The 17,323-nt window shown below is 69.7% G+C and carries 13 protein-coding genes; 11 read left to right on the top strand and 2 right to left on the bottom strand.

Annotated features, from left to right (window positions below):
- The first annotated feature begins 35 nt into the window (after window positions 1-35).
- From pelG to pelF, 7 genes are read left to right on the top strand one after another with little or no spacing between them, the layout of a single operon-like run.
- The gene (gene pelG, locus IFT55_RS07390) at window positions 36-1,433 is read left to right on the top strand and encodes an exopolysaccharide Pel transporter PelG (RefSeq protein ID WP_192090544.1); all 1,398 of its coding nucleotides are present in this window, start codon (window positions 36-38) and stop codon (window positions 1,431-1,433) included.
- Window positions 1,430-2,296, top strand: coding sequence for an endo alpha-1,4 polygalactosaminidase (locus IFT55_RS07395; protein WP_342029252.1), 867 nt, complete (start codon window positions 1,430-1,432; stop codon window positions 2,294-2,296). The genes pelG and IFT55_RS07395 overlap by 4 nt, the downstream gene beginning before the upstream one ends.
- Window positions 2,293-4,008: a hypothetical protein gene (locus IFT55_RS07400; protein ID WP_192090546.1), complete on the top strand. Its 1,716-nt coding sequence runs from the start codon at window positions 2,293-2,295 to the stop codon at window positions 4,006-4,008. The genes IFT55_RS07395 and IFT55_RS07400 overlap by 4 nt, the downstream gene beginning before the upstream one ends.
- On the top strand, window positions 4,005-5,462 hold the full coding sequence (locus tag IFT55_RS07405; protein ID WP_192090548.1) for a hypothetical protein: 1,458 nt from the start codon (window positions 4,005-4,007) through the stop codon (window positions 5,460-5,462). Before IFT55_RS07400 ends, IFT55_RS07405 begins: the two co-directional genes overlap by 4 nt.
- On the top strand, window positions 5,459-6,406 hold the full coding sequence (locus IFT55_RS07410) for a hypothetical protein (RefSeq protein ID WP_192090550.1): 948 nt from the start codon (window positions 5,459-5,461) through the stop codon (window positions 6,404-6,406). Before IFT55_RS07405 ends, IFT55_RS07410 begins: the two co-directional genes overlap by 4 nt.
- Window positions 6,403-7,224, top strand: coding sequence for a hypothetical protein (locus IFT55_RS07415; protein WP_192090552.1), 822 nt, complete (start codon window positions 6,403-6,405; stop codon window positions 7,222-7,224). The genes IFT55_RS07410 and IFT55_RS07415 overlap by 4 nt, the downstream gene beginning before the upstream one ends.
- Window positions 7,221-8,702, top strand: coding sequence for a GT4 family glycosyltransferase PelF (gene pelF / locus IFT55_RS07420; protein WP_192090554.1), 1,482 nt, complete (start codon window positions 7,221-7,223; stop codon window positions 8,700-8,702). Before IFT55_RS07415 ends, pelF begins: the two co-directional genes overlap by 4 nt.
- 4 nt (window positions 8,703-8,706) lie before the next feature.
- Here pelF and IFT55_RS07425 read toward each other — a convergent pair whose 3' ends face one another.
- A complete protein-coding gene (locus IFT55_RS07425; protein ID WP_192090556.1) occupies window positions 8,707-10,038 on the bottom strand; it encodes an ABC1 kinase family protein in 1,332 nt (443 codons plus the stop codon).
- A gap of 139 nt (window positions 10,039-10,177) precedes the next feature.
- Between IFT55_RS07425 and IFT55_RS07430 the strand changes: the two genes are divergently transcribed.
- Complete coding sequence (locus IFT55_RS07430; RefSeq protein ID WP_192090558.1) at window positions 10,178-12,034, top strand: M61 family metallopeptidase; 1,857 nt, start codon at window positions 10,178-10,180, stop codon at window positions 12,032-12,034.
- 381 nt (window positions 12,035-12,415) lie between these two features.
- Here IFT55_RS07430 and rpoZ read toward each other — a convergent pair whose 3' ends face one another.
- The gene (gene rpoZ / locus IFT55_RS07435; RefSeq protein WP_192090560.1) at window positions 12,416-12,760 is read right to left on the bottom strand and encodes a DNA-directed RNA polymerase subunit omega; all 345 of its coding nucleotides are present in this window, start codon (window positions 12,758-12,760) and stop codon (window positions 12,416-12,418) included.
- 127 nt (window positions 12,761-12,887) lie between these two features.
- On the opposite strand from rpoZ, the gene IFT55_RS07440 reads away from it, so the two are divergent.
- From IFT55_RS07440 to IFT55_RS07450, 3 genes are read left to right on the top strand one after another with little or no spacing between them, the layout of a single operon-like run.
- Window positions 12,888-14,036, top strand: coding sequence for a phospholipase D-like domain-containing protein (locus tag IFT55_RS07440; RefSeq protein ID WP_192090561.1), 1,149 nt, complete (start codon window positions 12,888-12,890; stop codon window positions 14,034-14,036).
- Window positions 14,037-14,091: 55 nt separating this feature from the next.
- Window positions 14,092-15,798, top strand: a complete 1,707-nt coding sequence (locus IFT55_RS07445) for an Hsp70 family protein (RefSeq protein WP_192090563.1) — start codon at window positions 14,092-14,094, stop codon at window positions 15,796-15,798.
- Window positions 15,795-17,321 (top strand): hypothetical protein, encoded by a 1,527-nt coding sequence (locus IFT55_RS07450; protein ID WP_192090565.1) that lies wholly within the window; start codon window positions 15,795-15,797, stop codon window positions 17,319-17,321. Before IFT55_RS07445 ends, IFT55_RS07450 begins: the two co-directional genes overlap by 4 nt.
- Window positions 17,322-17,323: the final 2 nt, after the last annotated feature.

A 17,323-nucleotide genomic window follows, 5' to 3' on the forward strand; every position in this document is an offset into this window, starting at 1 on the left:
CCTTCGGCTTGGGTTTGCGGGGGTAGACACCGGACATGGCCGGGATCGGGTTTCAACTCGCGCGGGTGGCGCGCGAAGGGGGCGTCGGCGGGATCGCCGCCGCCGCCGCGCATGGGGCGGTCATCAGTGCCGGGCCGTGGCTGGTGACAGCCGCGGCCATGGCGCTGTTGGGGCATTGGACCGGACGCCACCTGACCCCCGATGCCGCGCGGGTGGTGCAGACGGTGCTGATCTATGCGTTCAGCCTGTCGGCGCTGGCCGCCGCGCCGATCGGGATCGTCGCGACGCGGATGGTCGCCGACCGGCTGTTCGCGCGCGATGCGGCCGGAATTCCGGGCATCCTGTTGCTGGCGCTGGCGGTCGGCGGTGCGTTCGGGCTGACGGCGGGCGCGCTGCTGTTCGGCGTGCTGGGTGGATTGCCGCCGGTGCAGGCGCTGGCGGCGACGATCACGCTGGCATGGCTGACGCAGATCTGGATCGCCGCGCCGATGCTGACCGCGCTCAAACGCTTCACCGCCGTGCCCGGCGCGTATCTACTGGGCATCGTTGCCGCCACCATCGTGCTGTTGATATTGCCGTCGCCGGGCGTGACGACGGTGCTGACGGTCATTGCGGGCGGGGTCGGCGTGACTTTGGGCGCGATCGCATTCGTCCTGCGGCGATATTTCGTCGGCGCGCCGTCGCCGCTGCCGCCCGGCGCGATGTCGCCCCGACTGGCGGGGATCGTCGCCGCCGCCGGGGTCGCCGGGGTCGCCGCGATCTGGATCGACAAATGGATCCTGTGGTTCGGCCCGGCCAGCCTGCGCGCCGTGGGCCTGTTGCGGCTGAACCCGATCAACGACGAGGGAAGTTTCCTTGGCCTGCTGACGATCGTGCCGGGGCTGACGCTGTTGCTGATCGTCACCGAAACGCGGTTCGACCGCGTATTCGGCAGCATGCTGGCGCGATGCACCGGCACGTCCACGCTGGAGCGGATCGAGGAAGCGCGTGGCGACGTGGTCCGCACGATCCTCGACGGGTTGCGGTTGCTGATCCTGGTGCAAGCGCTGTTCGCCGCGCTGGCATGGGTGCTGGCGATCCCGTTCTTCGACCTGATCGGCGCGGACGTGCGCGCGATCTTTGCGTTTCGTCAGACGTCGGCCGGGGTCGTATTCCATCTGGTGACGATCGCGACGACGGTCGTGCTGGCCTATTACGACCTGTTCGGTCGCATCCTGGTGACATGGGGCGCGTTCGCGCTGGGCAGCGCGCTGGCCACGCTGGCGCAATGGGACGCCGGCTTCGCCGCGTTCGGTTGGGGGTACATGGCGGGCGCGCTGGCGGGGGCAACAGTCGGCATCGCAATGGTGGCCGAAGCCAGCGTCAACCTGACCTATCTGTTGTTCGTGGGTAACAATCCGGCGGTGGTCGGACATGGGGGAAGATTGTTGTGACGATCGGGCGGCGCAGGTTCATGGCGGCGGGCGCAGGGGTGATGGGCGCCGCGCTGGGGCTGCGGCCGCGAACGGTATCGGGCGCGGGCGATACGCTGCGATGGGCAGTCGATTATGGCGCGGCGACCGATCCGGTGCTGGCACGCAGCTATTCGCTGCTAGTGCTGGAGCCGCACCATGCCCGGCCGATCACGCCGTTGCGTGGCGCAGGCAGCCGGTTGCTCGGCTATGTCAGTTTCGGCGAGGTCGAACGCAACCGCCCCTATTTCGCCGCGCTGGACCGCGCGGGTGCCCTGGGCAAACCCAATCCGAACTGGCCCGACGCCCGCTTCGTCGACCTGCGCCACCCCGCTTGGACAAAGGCGGTGGTGACGACGATCGTGCCGGCGATTCTTTCGCTCGGCTATGACGGAATCTTCATCGATACGATGGATAACGCCGAAGCGATGGAACGGCAGAACCCAACCGATAACAAAGGGATGGTCGCAGCGGGCACGGCGCTGATAGCCGCCGTGCGCGCGGCGTTCCCCGCGATCCGCATCATGATGAACCGGGGCTATGCGGCGTTGCCGACGGTCGCGGACCGCATCGATTACGTGCTGGGCGAAGCGATGGCGTCGCGCTGGAACTTCGCGAGCAAACAGTATGAGTTGCTGTCGGACAGCGACTGGCAGTGGCAGGCCGACCGGTTGCGCGCGGCACAGGCGGCCAACCCGACGCTGGGCGTCATGACGCTGGATTACTGGAAGCCCGACGACCGGGCACAGGTCGCCGCGCTCTATGCCCGCGAACGCGCCGCCGGGTTCCATCCCTATGTCGCGACGCTGGCGCTCGACCGGCTTTGGCCGGAACCGCACGGATGAGTGGGCTGGCGAATCGCGGAATGGCGGTCGGGGTGCCGGCCGTCGCCGGGCTGGCGATGCTGGCGGCGGCGGTGCTGTTGCTGCCCGGCCCGCGCGAGATCGTGCAGGTCGAACGCCGGGCGCAGCCGGGCGCGTCAGTCGCCGTGCCACCGCCCGCCGTACCATTGCCGGTCGTCCCCGCGATCCGCCCACCGGTCCATCCCGATATCGCCGCCGTGATCCCGACCGCCGACGCGGCGCAACTGGCGGCGCTGACCGCCGTATTGGTCGCCGACGGTGCGACCGTGACGACATTGCAGGTCGCATACGACCTTGCCGCCGCTGGGCGCGGTGCGGTGGCACTGGCCTATCTGGCGGCGCGACCCGACGGAGCGAGTGCGGCGACATGGCCGTTGCGCGTCGACCTGTTGCGCAAGACCGGACGACCGGCAGGGGCGGTGGCGCTGCTGGAACAGGCGGTTCGCGCGCCGGGCGTGGCGGCCCCCGCGATCGTCGCCGCCAGCTATGCCCTCGACCGGCCCGACTTGCTCGTCGCGGCGGCGCAGACGCATGCGATCCCGCGCCCCGATACCGCGCTGTCGCTCGATCTGGCCCGGCGGCTGGACGCGATGGGACGGATCGACCTGATCGCGACGCTCGACCGGGTGGGCAGCGACTGGCGGCGGGCCGATCCATGGACCGCCATCCACGTTGCGCAGAAACAGCGCGACACCGCCGCCGCGCTGCGGGCCGCCATGCTGCTGCCCGAAGCGGAACGCGACGCGGCGCGCGAGACGATCCTGACTGCGGCGGGCGATACGGCGGGGCTGCGCGCAATGCTGCTGGCGCAGGCGCAGACGGGCGGCGACCTGCGCACCATCGCCGAACGGTTACTGGCGGCGGGCGCCCGCGACGATGCGATCGCCATACTGGCGCGCGCGGCGGCGACCGGCGATCCCGACACGCCGGCGGCGCAGCGGCTTCTGTACCTGATGGGGCCGCGACCCGGCGCGCGCGATCTTGCGTGGTTGCGGCAGCGCGCGGCGACCGGACCGGCGGACGAACAGGTGCGCTGGGTCGCCGCCTATGCCGAACGCGACCGGGCAGCCGATGCACTGGCGTTCGTCGCGCGCCACCCGCTGGGCGACCGGACCGACCTGTTGCTCACCCGGCTGAAACTGGCCGATGCCGCGCGCGACGATGCAGGCGCGCGGGCGGCGATGGCGATGCTGCTCGACGGGCGGACGCTTACGGCGGCGCAGGTGCGCACGGCGACCGCCGCCCTGCCCCGCCGTGCCGATCCGGCGCAGGTGGCGGCGCTGGCACGGCTGCGCGTGGCGGACGGGATCGGCGATCCGCGCGACCGGATCGATCTGGCGTGGACCGCGTGGAACGGCGGCGATGCGGCGCGGACGATCGAATTGCTGCGCCCGGCACTGGTGGAACTGCCCGGTGACGTGGCGGCGTTGCGGCTGATGGCCGATGCGCAGGCACGCGTCGGCGGCGATCGTGCGGCGCGGCCATGGCTGGAACGTGCGCTGGCGCGGACACCGACGGACGGGGCGGCGCGCGCGGAGCTGCTCGACCGGCTGGGGCGCAGGGCGGAAGCGCTGGCGATGGTAGAGACGCTGCGCCGCGAAGCGCCGCGCGACCGGACGCTGGCGACGCTGCACGCACGCCTGCTGATCGCGGAGGGGAGGCCGGGCGCCGCACGGATGGTGCTGGCGCGATGATCGCGGCGCTGCTGCTGTTCGTCGGACCGGTGCCGATGTTGCGGGTTCCGGCCACGGTGCTGGCCGACACGACGGTGGTCGGCGGCGACGCGCGGCTGGTGTGGCCGGCCGGAACCGACCTGCGCGTCGAGGGGGACGACCGCGAAATCGTGTTGCAGTTCGACCGGCCGGTCGACGACGCGGTGATCGCGGCGTTCGGCCGCGCGGGCGGCGACGGGATCGGCGACCTGCGGTGGAACGACACCAGTTTGGTACTGCGTGCCGCCCCCGGATGGACGCTGCGCTGGCGGCGCGACGCCAACGAGGTGCCGGTGGTGTTCGAGCGTCAACGCGGCGAAGACGTGCCGGTCGCAGCCCCTGCCCCCGATCTGGATGCGCAGTTGCTGGCGATCGAGGCGGATGTCGCCGCCGGCTATCCGGGACAGGGACGGCGCGCGGCGGAAGCGCTGGCCCGTCGCTGGCCCACCGATCCACGCGTGGCGCGGATCGTGGCCGACGCCCGCAGTGCCGATGGCGATATCGCGGGGGCGGCACGCGGGTATCGCGCGCTGGGGGCCGGGGATCGCACGGCCCGCCGCGCGCGTAGCTTCGCGCCGGGCGTGGCGAGCGTCGGGGTCACTTCGCGCGACGGCGGCGATCTGGCCCAGGTCGAATGGGCCACACGCGTCGACGTCGCGATCGACGACCGGATCACGGCCGGTGGCGGCGCAAGGATCGTACGCAACCGGGTCCGCACGTCCGGCGGACGGGTGCACACCAGCGAGCCGATCGTCGATCTGGCCGCAACGGTGCGGACCAGCGATGCGACGCGGGTGCAACTGGTGCTGGCCAGCGCGATCGACAGCAACGTCACCGGCGGCGGGGTTCGCGTGCAGGCGGGATCGGCGGAGGCGCAATGGCGTGCCGCGCTGTTGCTGAACCAGCCGGACTATTCCACCGCCGAACAGGCGCTGCGCGGCGGGCATCTGTCGCGCATCGCGCTGGGCGCGACCTATCGGCTTGCGCCCGGACTGGTCGGGCAGGTCGATCTGGGCGGCAACCGCTATGGGCTGGCCGGGTCGGGCGGCGTGGGCGATACGCTGACCGCCAGCGGCGGGATCGACTATATCGTGCGGCGGGGCGCTATCGCGTTCGGCCTGACCTATCGGTTCGAGGCGGAATATGTGCAGCGCGGCGGGCCGGCGATCGTGCTGGTCGACCGCGAGAACCATACCGCGCAGGGGCTGGCCAGCGCCACGTTGGGCGAGGCGCAGGTGACCGCGCTGGCCGGGTGGACGGTCGACCGGTTCGGCGGCGACGGGCCCAACGCCAGCATCGGCGCGAACGTGCCGATCGGCGCGGGCTGGCGGATCGAGGGGAGCGGCGGGATCACGTCGGTGGCGCGGACCGGCTTTGCTGGACAACAGCTTTTCGCGCGCGCGCTGGTGTCGCATGGACTGGGCAACGGACGATGATCGTGGCGGGCAACGAACGGTGGCGGCGGATCGGGCGGATCGCGGCCGAACTGGCGGGATGTTACGGTGCGTTGCTGCTGGTCGACGACCTGCTGACCGGCGGGACCGGCTTTGCCGGGCTGCATCCCAACCCGTTATGGCTGCCGGTGATGGTCATGGCGCTGGCATACGGCACCGGGCCGGCGCTGGTCGCGGCGACGATCGCGTCGATCCTGTGGCTGGCGCACGCCGATATGTCGGGGAGCGGGCGCGATTACCTCGACCATCTGTTCCATCTGTCGCTGCCGCCGCTGCTGTGGTTCGTCACGGCGGTCGGGGTGGGCGAGGTGACGATGCTGCGCACGCAACGCTATGTCCGGCTCGACCGGCGGGCCGAGACTGCCCGGCGCAACGTCGCGCGCCTGACCGAGGCGTTCCACCGGCTGGAACATATCAACCGCGCGTTGCAGGTGCAGGTCGCGATCGATCCCTGCAGCGGCGGCCATGTCGTCGCCGTCGCCAGCCGGCTGGCGACCGCCGATGCGGCCGAACGGCCCGCCGTGCTGACCGAACTGATCGCGCTGGGCACGCGGACCGGCGATTTCACCTGCTATCGACGCACCGACGGCGAGGCGCGCGCATGGCTGCGCGGACCGGCGGCGGCGGGGCAGGCGGAAACGCTGCCCGACACGCTGATGACGCTGGTCGAGCAACGCGACGCACCGGTCCATGTCGGGCACCCGGCGGATCGCGCCGCGCTGGCAGGCCATGGCGTCGTCGCCATTCCCCTGCCCCATCCCGATACCGGGCGCGTGATCGGGTGCGTGGTGCTGCACAGCGTGCCGTTCGCCGCGCTGAATGCCCATGCGCTGGCCGAAATGGCCGAAGTCGGGCGATGGCTGGCGCCGTTGGCGATCGAACGCGCGCCGGCACCGGCACGCCGTCGGGAGCGGGTGGTCGCATGACCCGCGCGATCGCCGTGCTGGCGGCGGCGGACGTGGCGGTGCTGGCGATCGGGCGCGGACCGGTGGCGGTGCTGCACGTCGCGCTCGCCATCGCGGGATACGTGCTGTGGATGCGCGGTACGCAACGGCGCGACTTCGCCACCGCGATCCTCGGCGTGTTCGGCCCGGTGGCGTTGCTGTTGGTCCCGCAGGTCGTCCGGCGTCTGCCGCACCGGACGCAGGCGGTGGCCGACCTGCCCGAACCCGTCCAGCGGCCGACGCGGGCGCGGCGCGGCGCGACGCTCGCCGCCGCGCGGATGCTCGACGGGCGGGTGATGCACGCCGCGCCCGACACGCTCGATTCACTGGTCACGGTGATGCGTCACGGCGAGGTCGCGCAGCGCCGGCTCGCGCTCGAAACCGTGGTGCGTTCGTTCCAGCCGGCGCTGTCGCCGCTGGTCGCGCTGGCGCTGACCGATGGCGACCAGACGATCCGCGCTCTGGCCGCCGCCGCGTCGGCGCGCGTCGTACAGAATCTCGCGCTCGCCCGCACCGCGCTGGAAACCAGCGGCGACTATGCGGCGCTGGCGGCGTTGCTGGCCGATCATGCGCGCGCCAACGTGCTGCTGTCGGACACGCAGCGCAGCCACCTGCGCGACGACGCGCTGGCGCTGATGCCCGCCAACACGACCGACCCGGCGCGGATCGAGGCGCTGTGGGCGGCGGGCGACTATGCCGCGATCGACGCGCTGGTCAGCACGCTGCCCGATCGCCGGCCCACGCCGGGCCATCCGATGGAAGCGGCGACGGCGTGGTGGCGCGCGGGGCAGGCGGCATGAGCCACGCGGTCGCCGACGGGCCGGACGCCGACATCTGCCTGATCGTCGAGGGCGCGTATCCCTATGTCGTCGGCGGGGTATCGGGGTGGTTGCAGGACCTGATCGAAAGCCTGCCCGAAGTCCGCTTCGCCATCGCCGCGATCAAGCCGACCGCCGCCGCGATGCCGTTCCGCCTGACCCCGCCCGCCAATGTGGTCCAGATCGTGGAGATCGGGCTGGCCCCGCAGGCGACGATGCCGCGCGGCTGTCCGGCGAAACATGCGCTGGCCATCGCCGATGCCCTGATCGAGTTCGTCGGCATTGGCGGGTCGTCGGCGCTGGCGACGCTGATCGACCGGATCGGTGCGGCCGGACGGGTGCTGACGCCGGGCGATATCCTGGGCCATCCTGCCACCTTCGCCCGGTTGCAGCGTCATTATTGCGATATGCTGCCCAAGGCGTCGTTCCATCATTATTTCTGGGCGATGCGCGTGCTGCTGGGCGGGTTGCTGGCGGTACTGACCGCGCCGCTGCCCCGCGCCCGCGCCTATCACACCATCTCGACCGGCTTTGCCGGGTTGCTGGCGGCCCGCGCGGCGCGCGAGACCGGCCGGCCCGCCTTCATCACCGAACACGGCATCTACCTGCTGGAACGACAGATCGAGGTGATGATGGCCGACTGGATCGGCGATCAGGTCGATACCGGACTGGAGCTGGAACGCAGCGTGCGCGACCTGCGCGACCTATGGGTGCGCGCCTTCACCAGCTATGCCACCGCCTGTTACGATGCGTGCGATCCGATCGTCGCGCTGTACGGCGAAAACAATGCGGTGCAGCGGCGGCTGGGCGCTGCGCCCGACCGGGTGCGCGCCATCCCCAACGGCATCGACGCCCGCCGGTTCGAAGGCATGGCGGACGCGCGCGATCCCGCGCATCCGCTGGTCGCGCTGCTCGGCCGGGTGGTGCCGATCAAGGATATCAAGACCTTTATCCGCGCGGCCGCCATCGCGCATGCCGAACAGCCGCATCTGCGCTTCGTCGTGCTCGGACCGGCGGACGAAGATCCCGAATATGCCGACGAATGCACCCGGCTGGTCGCCGACCTGAAACTGGGCGACGTGCTGACCTTTGCCGGGCGGGTACGGATCGAGGACTGGATGGCGAAGATCGACCTGCTGGTGCTGACGAGCCTGTCGGAGGCGCAGCCGCTGGTGATCCTCGAAGGCGGCGCGTGCGGCATTCCGGTGGTGGCGCCGGACGTCGGCAGTTGCCGTGAGATGATCGAGGGGCGTGGGCCGCACGATCCGGGGCATGGCGGCATCGTCACCCCGCTGGTCAACCCGGCAGCGACGGCTGCGGGCATCTGTCGCATCGCCGCCGATCCGGCGACACGGTGGGAAATGGGCGAAGCGATGCGGCGGCGCGTGCTGCGCGATTACGATCATCCCACGATCATCGGCGCGTATCGCGACCTGTACGCGCAACTGGCGGGACGTTAGCGTTTCAGGGCGCGGACCCGCCCAACTGGTCTTCCGCCATCGTACGGACATCGACCCGCGCCTTCAGCCGCGCGGCCAGCAATGCGGTGCCGCTGATCTTGCGTTGCGCGAACAGCAGCGCGACCGGGGGCACGTGCCATGTCGCGCGGTCGGCCGCCATCGCGGTCGCTTCCTCACGCAATACGCCCACGAACGCGCGGTCGCCGAAGTCGAACGGCCCCGCCTGCCCCAGTTCGTGCAGGATCACGTCGATCATCCGGTCGACCAGCGCACGGTGACGCTCGACCGCTGCCGGGCCGAGGAACCCGGCCGCAACCGCCGCATCGCGCACCGCATCGCGGTCCCCGTCCAACCCGGCCCGCAACAGCGCGCGATAGGCGGCGGCAGTGGCATCGGCGATCGGGCGGGTCGCGCCGAAATCGAGCAGGACGATCCGCCCGCTGTCGGGCTGATACCGGTAATTGGCGAAATTCGGATCGGTCTGCATCCATCCGAACACGAACAGTTCGTGCAGGACCAGATCGATCAGCGTCGCCATCACGCCGTCGCGCGTCGATTGCGGCGCGGTCGCCAGCGTCTCGATCGGCACACCCGCGACGAAGTCCATCGCCAGCACCCGGTCGGTGGTCAGATCGGCGTGCAGCGCCGGGACCACGAAGCGCGGATCGTCCGCCAGCAGCGTGCCGAACCGGGTAAGCTGTTCACCTTCGCGGGCGTAATCCGCTTCCTCGTGCAGTTGCGCCTTCGCTTCCGCCAGCAGCGGTTTCAGGTCCAGCCCGGCGGGCAGCAGCCCCGACACGCGCAACAGCGTCGCGACGTTGTCGACATCCGAATCGATGCTTTCGGCGACGCCGGGATATTGCACCTTGATCGCCAGCACGCGCCCATCGGGCAGCGTCGCGCGGTGCACCTGTCCGATCGATGCGGCGGCGACCGGGGTGGCGTCGAACCGTGCGAAGCGGGTCCGCCAGTCCTTGCCCCATTCGGCCGCCAGCACGCGCTGCAACTGTTGCGGCGGCATATGCTGTGCCCGGTCGCGCAGCCGGGCGAGGATCGCGGTCAGTTCGGGCGGCAGCACGTCGCCCGCATCCATCGATATCATCTGCCCCAGCTTCATCGCCGCGCCGCGCAGATGCGATAGCTGATCGGCGACGCGCCCGACATTGGCCGGGGTCAGCAACAGGTCGCTAATCCGGGGACGCTGTCCGTCGGCCAGCCGCCTGACCCCTTCGGCCATCACCCCGCCCGCGACGCCGCCCGCCATCCGTCCGAACGCGCCCAGCCGCGACAATCGCCCGCGCGGGACCGACCGTCCCCGTCCATCGTCGCTGCCCATGCCGTCCCTGTCGTCGCCGTCCGGCGGGATGCCGGTCGCGTCCGATGTGGGGCGTGGCCCGGGGCGATCAATGCCGTGCCCGCTATCCAGCGTGACGCGGGGCCGATAGAAGCGCGGGCGTACCGAAGGGGAAGATCCGATGTTCCGTACCACCGCCTGTTCGATCGCGCTGCTGATCGCGTTGCCCGCCACAGCCCAGACCGCGCCCGCGCCGCGCCCCGTCGCCAGCGACCCCGGCCCCGCCGCGCCGATCCGATACGAGGTAAGCTTTCCCAACGCGGTGCATCACGAAGCGCGGATCACCGCGACATGGTCGAACGTTCCCGTCGGGCCGTTGCGGGTCCAGATGGCGCGGTCGTCGCCGGGGCGCTACGCGATCCACGAATTCGCCAAGAACGTGTACGACGTTACGGCGCGCGACGGGGCCGGACGGCCGCTGAAGCTGACGCGCACCGATCCTTATGGGTGGAGCGTGGCCGGGCATGACGGCACGGTCAGCGTGACCTACACGCTGTACGGCGATCGCGGCGACGGCACCTATGCCCAGATCGACGCGACGCATGCGCATCTGAACATGCCCGCGACGCTGATGTGGGCCAGCGGCTATGATGCGCAGCCGATCCGCGTCGCGTTCCGCGCAGCCGATCCGGCATGGAAGGTCGCGACACAGTTGCCCGCCACCGCGGCGCCCGGCGTCTATTGGGCACCGAACCTGCAATATCTGATGGATAGCCCGACCGAACTGAGCGACCATATGTTGCGCCAATGGCAGGAAGGCGGGCAGACCTATCGCCTCGCGCTGCATCACACCGGCACTGCCGCCGATGCCGACCGGTTCGCGGAAAAGGCGAAGCGCGTGGTCCGCCAACAGATCGCGCTGTTCGGTGCGCCCGCGCCGTACGACTTCGACAGCTATACCTTCATCGCCGATTACCTGCCGCACATCAGCGGCGATGGCATGGAGCATCGCAACTCGACGATCATTTCGGATACGCGATCGCTGGCGGCGGCGAACGACGACCAGCTCGACACGCTGAGCCACGAATTCTTCCATAGCTGGAACGTCGAACGCATCCGCCCCGCCTCGTTGGAACCGTTCGATTTCACCCGCGCCAACCCGACGCAGTCGCTGTGGCTGGCCGAAGGGTTCACCTCCTATTACGGGCCGCTGGCGATCCGCCGCGCGGGGCTGTCGACGCTCGATACGTTCCTGGGCGAACTGGGCCAGACGCTGAACGCCATCGTCAACAATCCCGCCCGCCTCCCGCAACGGACCGACGCGTCGCCGCAGGAAATGAGCCTGCGTGCGCCGTTCGTCGATGCCGCGCGATCGATCGATCCGGTCAACCCCAACATCTTCGCGTCCTATTACCCGTACGGCCAGATCGTCGCGCTCGCGCTCGACCTTCAGTTGCGGCAGCGGTTTCCCGGAAAGTCGCTGGACGATTACATGCGGCTGTTGTGGCGGACGCATGGCGCCCCCGAAAAGCCGTACACCCCCGCCGATCTGCGTGCGGCGCTGGCGCAGATGACCGGCGACGCAGGATTTGCCGACCGGTTCTTCGACACGTCGATCGACCATAGCGTGCTGCCCGATTTCGCGCCGCTGCTGGCGCAGGCGGGGCTGACGCTGCGTCTGGCGGCACCGCAGTCGGGGTGGATCGGTGGGCAGATGACGGTCGAAGGCGGCGCGGTCGTCCTTGCGCAGTCGCCCGCGATGAACACGCCGCTCTATGCCGCCGGTGTCGATCGGGGCGATGCGATCCTGTCGCTCGGCGGGGTGACGATCGGCGACATGGCGACATGGCAGGCGGCGGCGGCGAAGCTGACGCCGGGGCAGCAGGTCGCGATCCGCTATCGTCAGCGCGGCATGGAGCGCAACGCGACGCTGACGGTCGCGGCCGACCCCACGCTGGAAATCGTCCCCGCCGAGACGACGGGTGCGGCGCCGACGGCAGCGCAGCGGGCGTTCCGAAAGGCCTGGCTGGGAGCGTAGCCTCTCAGCCGGGCGGCGGCTGGCGGCTGGCGGCTGGCGGCTGGCGGCTGGCGGCTGGCGGCTGGCGGCTGGCGGCTGGCGTAAATCCGGGCGTGACCGACTGTTCCGAATATTATCCCAATTGCCGGTTAGGTAGCGAAAGTCCGCCACGGCTGCACCGACACGGATCGAGCGGTTTTGTTGCTCCGTAGGATTCCATCGTCGTCACCGGTTACGACCCTGTGCGCACACGATTAGCGCGCGCGGGCCGAGGCCGGATCGGCGTTCATGCTCATGCGCTGCCGGCCCGCCGGGCGAGATGCAAAACCTCCGGCCCCCGCACCCCGAAACGAAAAAGGGCGGCCCCAGGACCGCCCCTCGTCGCGTCAGGACCCGACAGCCTCAGCCGTCATAGTCCCCGCCGACATTCTGGTTGCGCGGCGGCGCGGCGGCGGTGAGGCGCAGCGCCTCTGCCGACGCGGCCAGCGAGCCGAGTTCGTCGGGCGCTTCCTCGTCGTCGATCTGCACTTTCTGCATCGAACCGATGACCGATTCCTGCAGATGGGCCGGGGTGACAGTTTGCTCCGCGATCTCGCGCAACGCCACGACCGGATTCTTGTCGCGGTCGCGATCGATGGTGAGTTCGGCACCGCCCGAAATCTGGCGGGCGCGCTGTGCGGCCATCAACACCAGGTCGAACCGGTTGGGGATCTTGTCGACGCAATCCTCGACGGTGACGCGCGCCATGAAACGCCTTCCTTACTTGATCGGAGGGTATCGGAAAGCGCGACGCCTAGTCCGCCCGTCGCGCAAAGTCAATGAAACTTGCCCCGGCCCCGTACCGTTGCGTAGTAGGGTAATCCACGGAGGACGGATGACGACCGACACGCTGCCCGTATTCACCGTCGCGGGCAACCGGTTGACGCTGCTGACCGAAGGCCCCGACCGGCTCGACGTGCTGCTCGCGCTGGTTTCGGGCGCGCGGCGATCGTTGCGGCTGCTGTTCTACATCTGGTCCGAAGACCGCGCGGGCACGCTGGTGCGCGATGCGCTGGTCGCGGCGGCGAAGCGCGGCGTGCGCGTGTCGCTGATCGTCGACGGACTGGGCGCGGAAGCGGCGGCCAGCCGGGGATTTTTCGGGCCGCTGCGCGAGGCGGGCGGCGACGTGTGCGTGTTCCTGCCGCGGATCGGCCGACGCTATCTGTTGCGTAATCACCAGAAACTGGCGCTGGCGGACGAAGCGCGGGTGATGGTCGGCGGCTTCAATATCGAGGATTCCTATTTCGGCACCGAAGCCGATCAGGCGTGGCGCGACATCGGTCTGCTGGTCGATGGTCCGGCCGCCGGGCGGCTTGCCGGATATTTCGATGCGCTCAAGGCATGGATCGCGCTGCCCAAGGCGCCGCTGCGCAAATTGTCGCGGCTGATCGCGCAATGGAGCGAGCATAGCGGCCCGATCCGGTGGCTGATGGGCGGACCATCGCGCCGTCTGTCGCCATGGGCGCGGACGGTGAAGCACGAGATCGGCCACGGACGCCAGATCGACATGATCGCCGCCTATTTCGCGCCGGGACCGTTGATGACACGTCGGCTGGACCGCGCGGCGGAGCGGACGCGACTGCGCATCGTCGTGCCGGAAAAGACCGACCACGCCATCGCCCTGCTGGCCGCGCGCTTCACCTATCGCCACCTGCTGCGCCACGGGCTGGAACTGTACGAATATCGCCCGACCAAGCTGCATAGCAAATTGTTCGTCGCCGACGACGCGGTCCATATCGGTTCGGCCAATTTCGATATCCGGTCGATGTTCCTGAACATGGAACTGATGTTGCGGGTGGAGGACGCCGCGTTCGCCGCGCATCTGCGCGCGTATATGGATGGAGAGATCGCACGGTCGCGGCGCATCACGCGCGAATTGAACCGCGAACGATCGGGATGGTGGACGCGCATGAAACAGGCCGGTGCCTATTTCATCATGGCGATCCTCGACCCGCAGGTGACGGTACGCCTGAATCGCGAATGATCCGGTTGCCGGTACGGCGCGATGATATACAAAACCGCCCCGACGGGGGTGACGAATGATTGTCGGAATCGATCTGGGAACGACCAACAGCGCGGTCGCGATCTGGCGCGACGGGGCGAGCGTGATGGTGCCCAACGCGCTGGGCGAGTATCTGACGCCGTCGGCGGTCAGCATCGGCGAGGATGGCGCGGTCCTGATCGGCCGTGCGGCGCGCGACCGGATGGCGACGCATCCCGACCGGACCGTCACCAGCTTCAAACGCCGCATCGGAACGCGCGAGAGCGTGACGCTGGCCGGGCAGACGCTGGATTCCGAACATTGCTCTGCGCTGGTGCTGCGCGCGCTGAAGGCGGATGTGGAGGCGTTCACCGGCACCACGGTGTCCGGCGCGGTCGTGACCGTCCCCGCCTATTTCAACGATCGCCAGCGCAAGGCGACCCGACGCGCGGGCGAGCTGGCCGGATTGCCGGTCCGTCGGCTGATCAACGAACCGACCGCCGCCGCGCTGGCGTTCGGCATCGCGCAGCGTGGCGATCACGAACCGTTCCTCGTCTTCGATCTGGGCGGCGGCACGTTCGACGTGTCGATCGTCGAAATGTTCGACGGCGTGGTCGAGGTGCGGGCATCGGCGGGTGACAACCGGCTGGGCGGTGACGATTTCAATGCCTGCCTGATCGACCTTGCCCGCGCTACGCTCGACCCCGACGGCAGGCTGGCGACGCTGAAACCCGATCATGCAGAGGCGTTGCTGGCACAGGCCGCCGAACGTGCCCGGCGCGCGTTGAGCGAGGGCGACAGCACCGATCTGACGGTAACGGCGGACGGCGTGACGCTGAGCGTTCCGGTCACCGCCGCCGCGTTCGAGGCGCACGCCCAGCCATTGTTGCAGCGCATCCGCGAACCCGTGCTCCGGTCGTTGCGCGACAGCGGGATCGCCGCCGCCACGTTGTCCGAAGTCGTGCTGGTCGGCGGCGCGACGCGGATGCCGATCGTGCGGCGCGCGGTCACCCGGATGTTCGGCCGCTTTCCCGCGACGACGGTGCATCCCGACCATGCCGTGGCGATGGGCGCGGCGGTGCAGGCGGGGTTGCTGGCACGCGACGCCGCATTGGACGAAATCCGGCTGACCGACGTGTGCCCGTTCACGCTGGGCGTCGATACCAGCGAACCCGACGGGCGCGGCGGGTTTCGCACCGGGCTGTTTTCCCCGATCATCGAACGCAATTCGGTGGTCCCGATCAGCCGCGTGTCGCAATTCTCGACCGTGCAGAACGACCAGCGGCAGGTCCATTTCGGTATCTATCAGGGCGAGGCACGCGACGTTTCGGGCAATGTGAAGCTGGGCGAGGTGCGCGTGCCGGTGCCAGCCCGTCCGGCGGGTGCGGTGTCGATCGACTGCCGGTTCAGCTACGACAGTTCGGGGCTGCTGGAAATCGACGTGACGGTGCCCGACACCGGCGTGACGCGCAATCTGGTGATCGTCGACGAGGAGGACGCACCCGATCCCGCCGAGCTGGCGAAACGGCGCGAAGCGCTGGCCGCAATGAAGTTCCACCCGCGTGACGACGCGGTCAATGCGGCGCTGCTGGCGCGGGCGCGGCGCGCGTATGAATCGTTCCTCGGCGACCGGCGTGAGGCGATCGGCCACATGCTGGGCCAGTTTCAGAACGCGCTCGAAACACAGGACGACCGCATTATCCGCGAGGCGCAGGCAGCGTTCGGCGCGGCGCTGGACGCGATCGAAGGCGAGCGGTTCCTATGACACGCGGCGACTGGGCGGTGCTGGGCATCGATCCGACGATCGACAAGAGCGCGATCCGCCGCGCCTATGCGACGAAGCTTAAGGCGATGGACGTCGACGCCGACCCCGACGGCTTCGCCCGGTTGCGCGCCGCGCGCGACGCGACGCTGGCGGGGGCGGATAGCGGCACGGTCATGGTTGCGGACGAGCCAGACGAGGATGCGGACTGGATCGACGACGGGGACTGGTTCGACGAAATCGACGTCGCCCGCGCGCACCACGAACCGCCTGTAGCCGACGCGGATGGCGAACTGACCGCCGCGATCGATGCGCATTACCGTGCGCTGGTCGACCTGCTGTTCGCCGACGACGCGCCGCCGACCGTAACGGAACTCGACGCGATCGCGCATCACGGGCGGGCGCTGCTGGCCGATCCGCGGCTGGAGCAGGTCGATTTCGCCGCCAGCGCGGAACGCTGGTTCGCCGACAATCTGGCCAGCGCCGTTCCCCGGTCGGACCCGTTGCTGGAACCGGCGGCGGCGGCGTTCGGCTGGATCGACCGACGCGACGATTATACGTTGCTGCCGGCGGCGCGGGAGGTGGTCGAGCGGATCGGGGCGACGCGCTATGTCGCGCTGCTGTCCGACCCGTCGCACCGGCTGCACCGCGCGTGGCAAGACCTGACGCATGCCGACGGACGCAAGCTGCGCGGACGCGGCGACGTGGCCGAAGTGATGACGACGGTACGCACCCGCTATCCAATCGCCGAACACTGGATGGAACCCGAACGCGTCGCCCAATGGGACGCCGCCGCCGTAGAAAGGACGAGTCCGGGCAAGATCACGGTGTGGGCGATCATCGCGGTCGTCGTAATCCTGCGCCTGTTGATGAATGGGGGTAGCGAGCCCGAACCGGTACGCGTGCCGGTCGTACAGGTCATGCCCGACGCGAACGCGGCGGCGCAGACGCTGACGGGTCGACGGATCGGCGAAGTCGAGGCGGTCAATCCCGGGTTGGCCGACGCGATCCGTCGAGCGGTGGTTCCACCGGCTGATCCGGCCGACGTCGGATCGGTCTACCGCGCCATCGCCGAACTACGCTACCAGCGGCTCGTCGCAGGCATGGCGGATGCGCCCGACCCACTGATCCGCGACCTTGCCCGATGGACCATCGACGCCATGCGCGCACGGCGATCCATCAGTCCCACTTCCTGTATATCCGCCAACGTCGCCATGCCATCGGACAACCTGCCCGAACCATTACCGTCGCGGCAGCGAGCGTTGTTGCAGAAGGTCGTACTACGGTCGCGCAACACGCCACGCCCCTCGTCCGACACCAGTTTCATGCTGCCGGCATCGCTGATGCCCGCCATCGCGCGACGCAGCGGGTTCGATATCCAGACCGTCACCGCCGCGCTGAACGATCAGCGCAGCGATGCCGATCGCTGCACGGTGGAAATTGCGTTGCGTGAAGCCGCGCTCGACGCACCCGAAGCGACCGGCGACCGACTGCTGCGCGACATGGAGCCGCTGTTCAACGAATGATG

Source organism: Sphingomonas sp. CFBP 13720 (genome assembly GCF_014842075.1).
Classification (GTDB): domain Bacteria; phylum Pseudomonadota; class Alphaproteobacteria; order Sphingomonadales; family Sphingomonadaceae; genus Sphingomonas.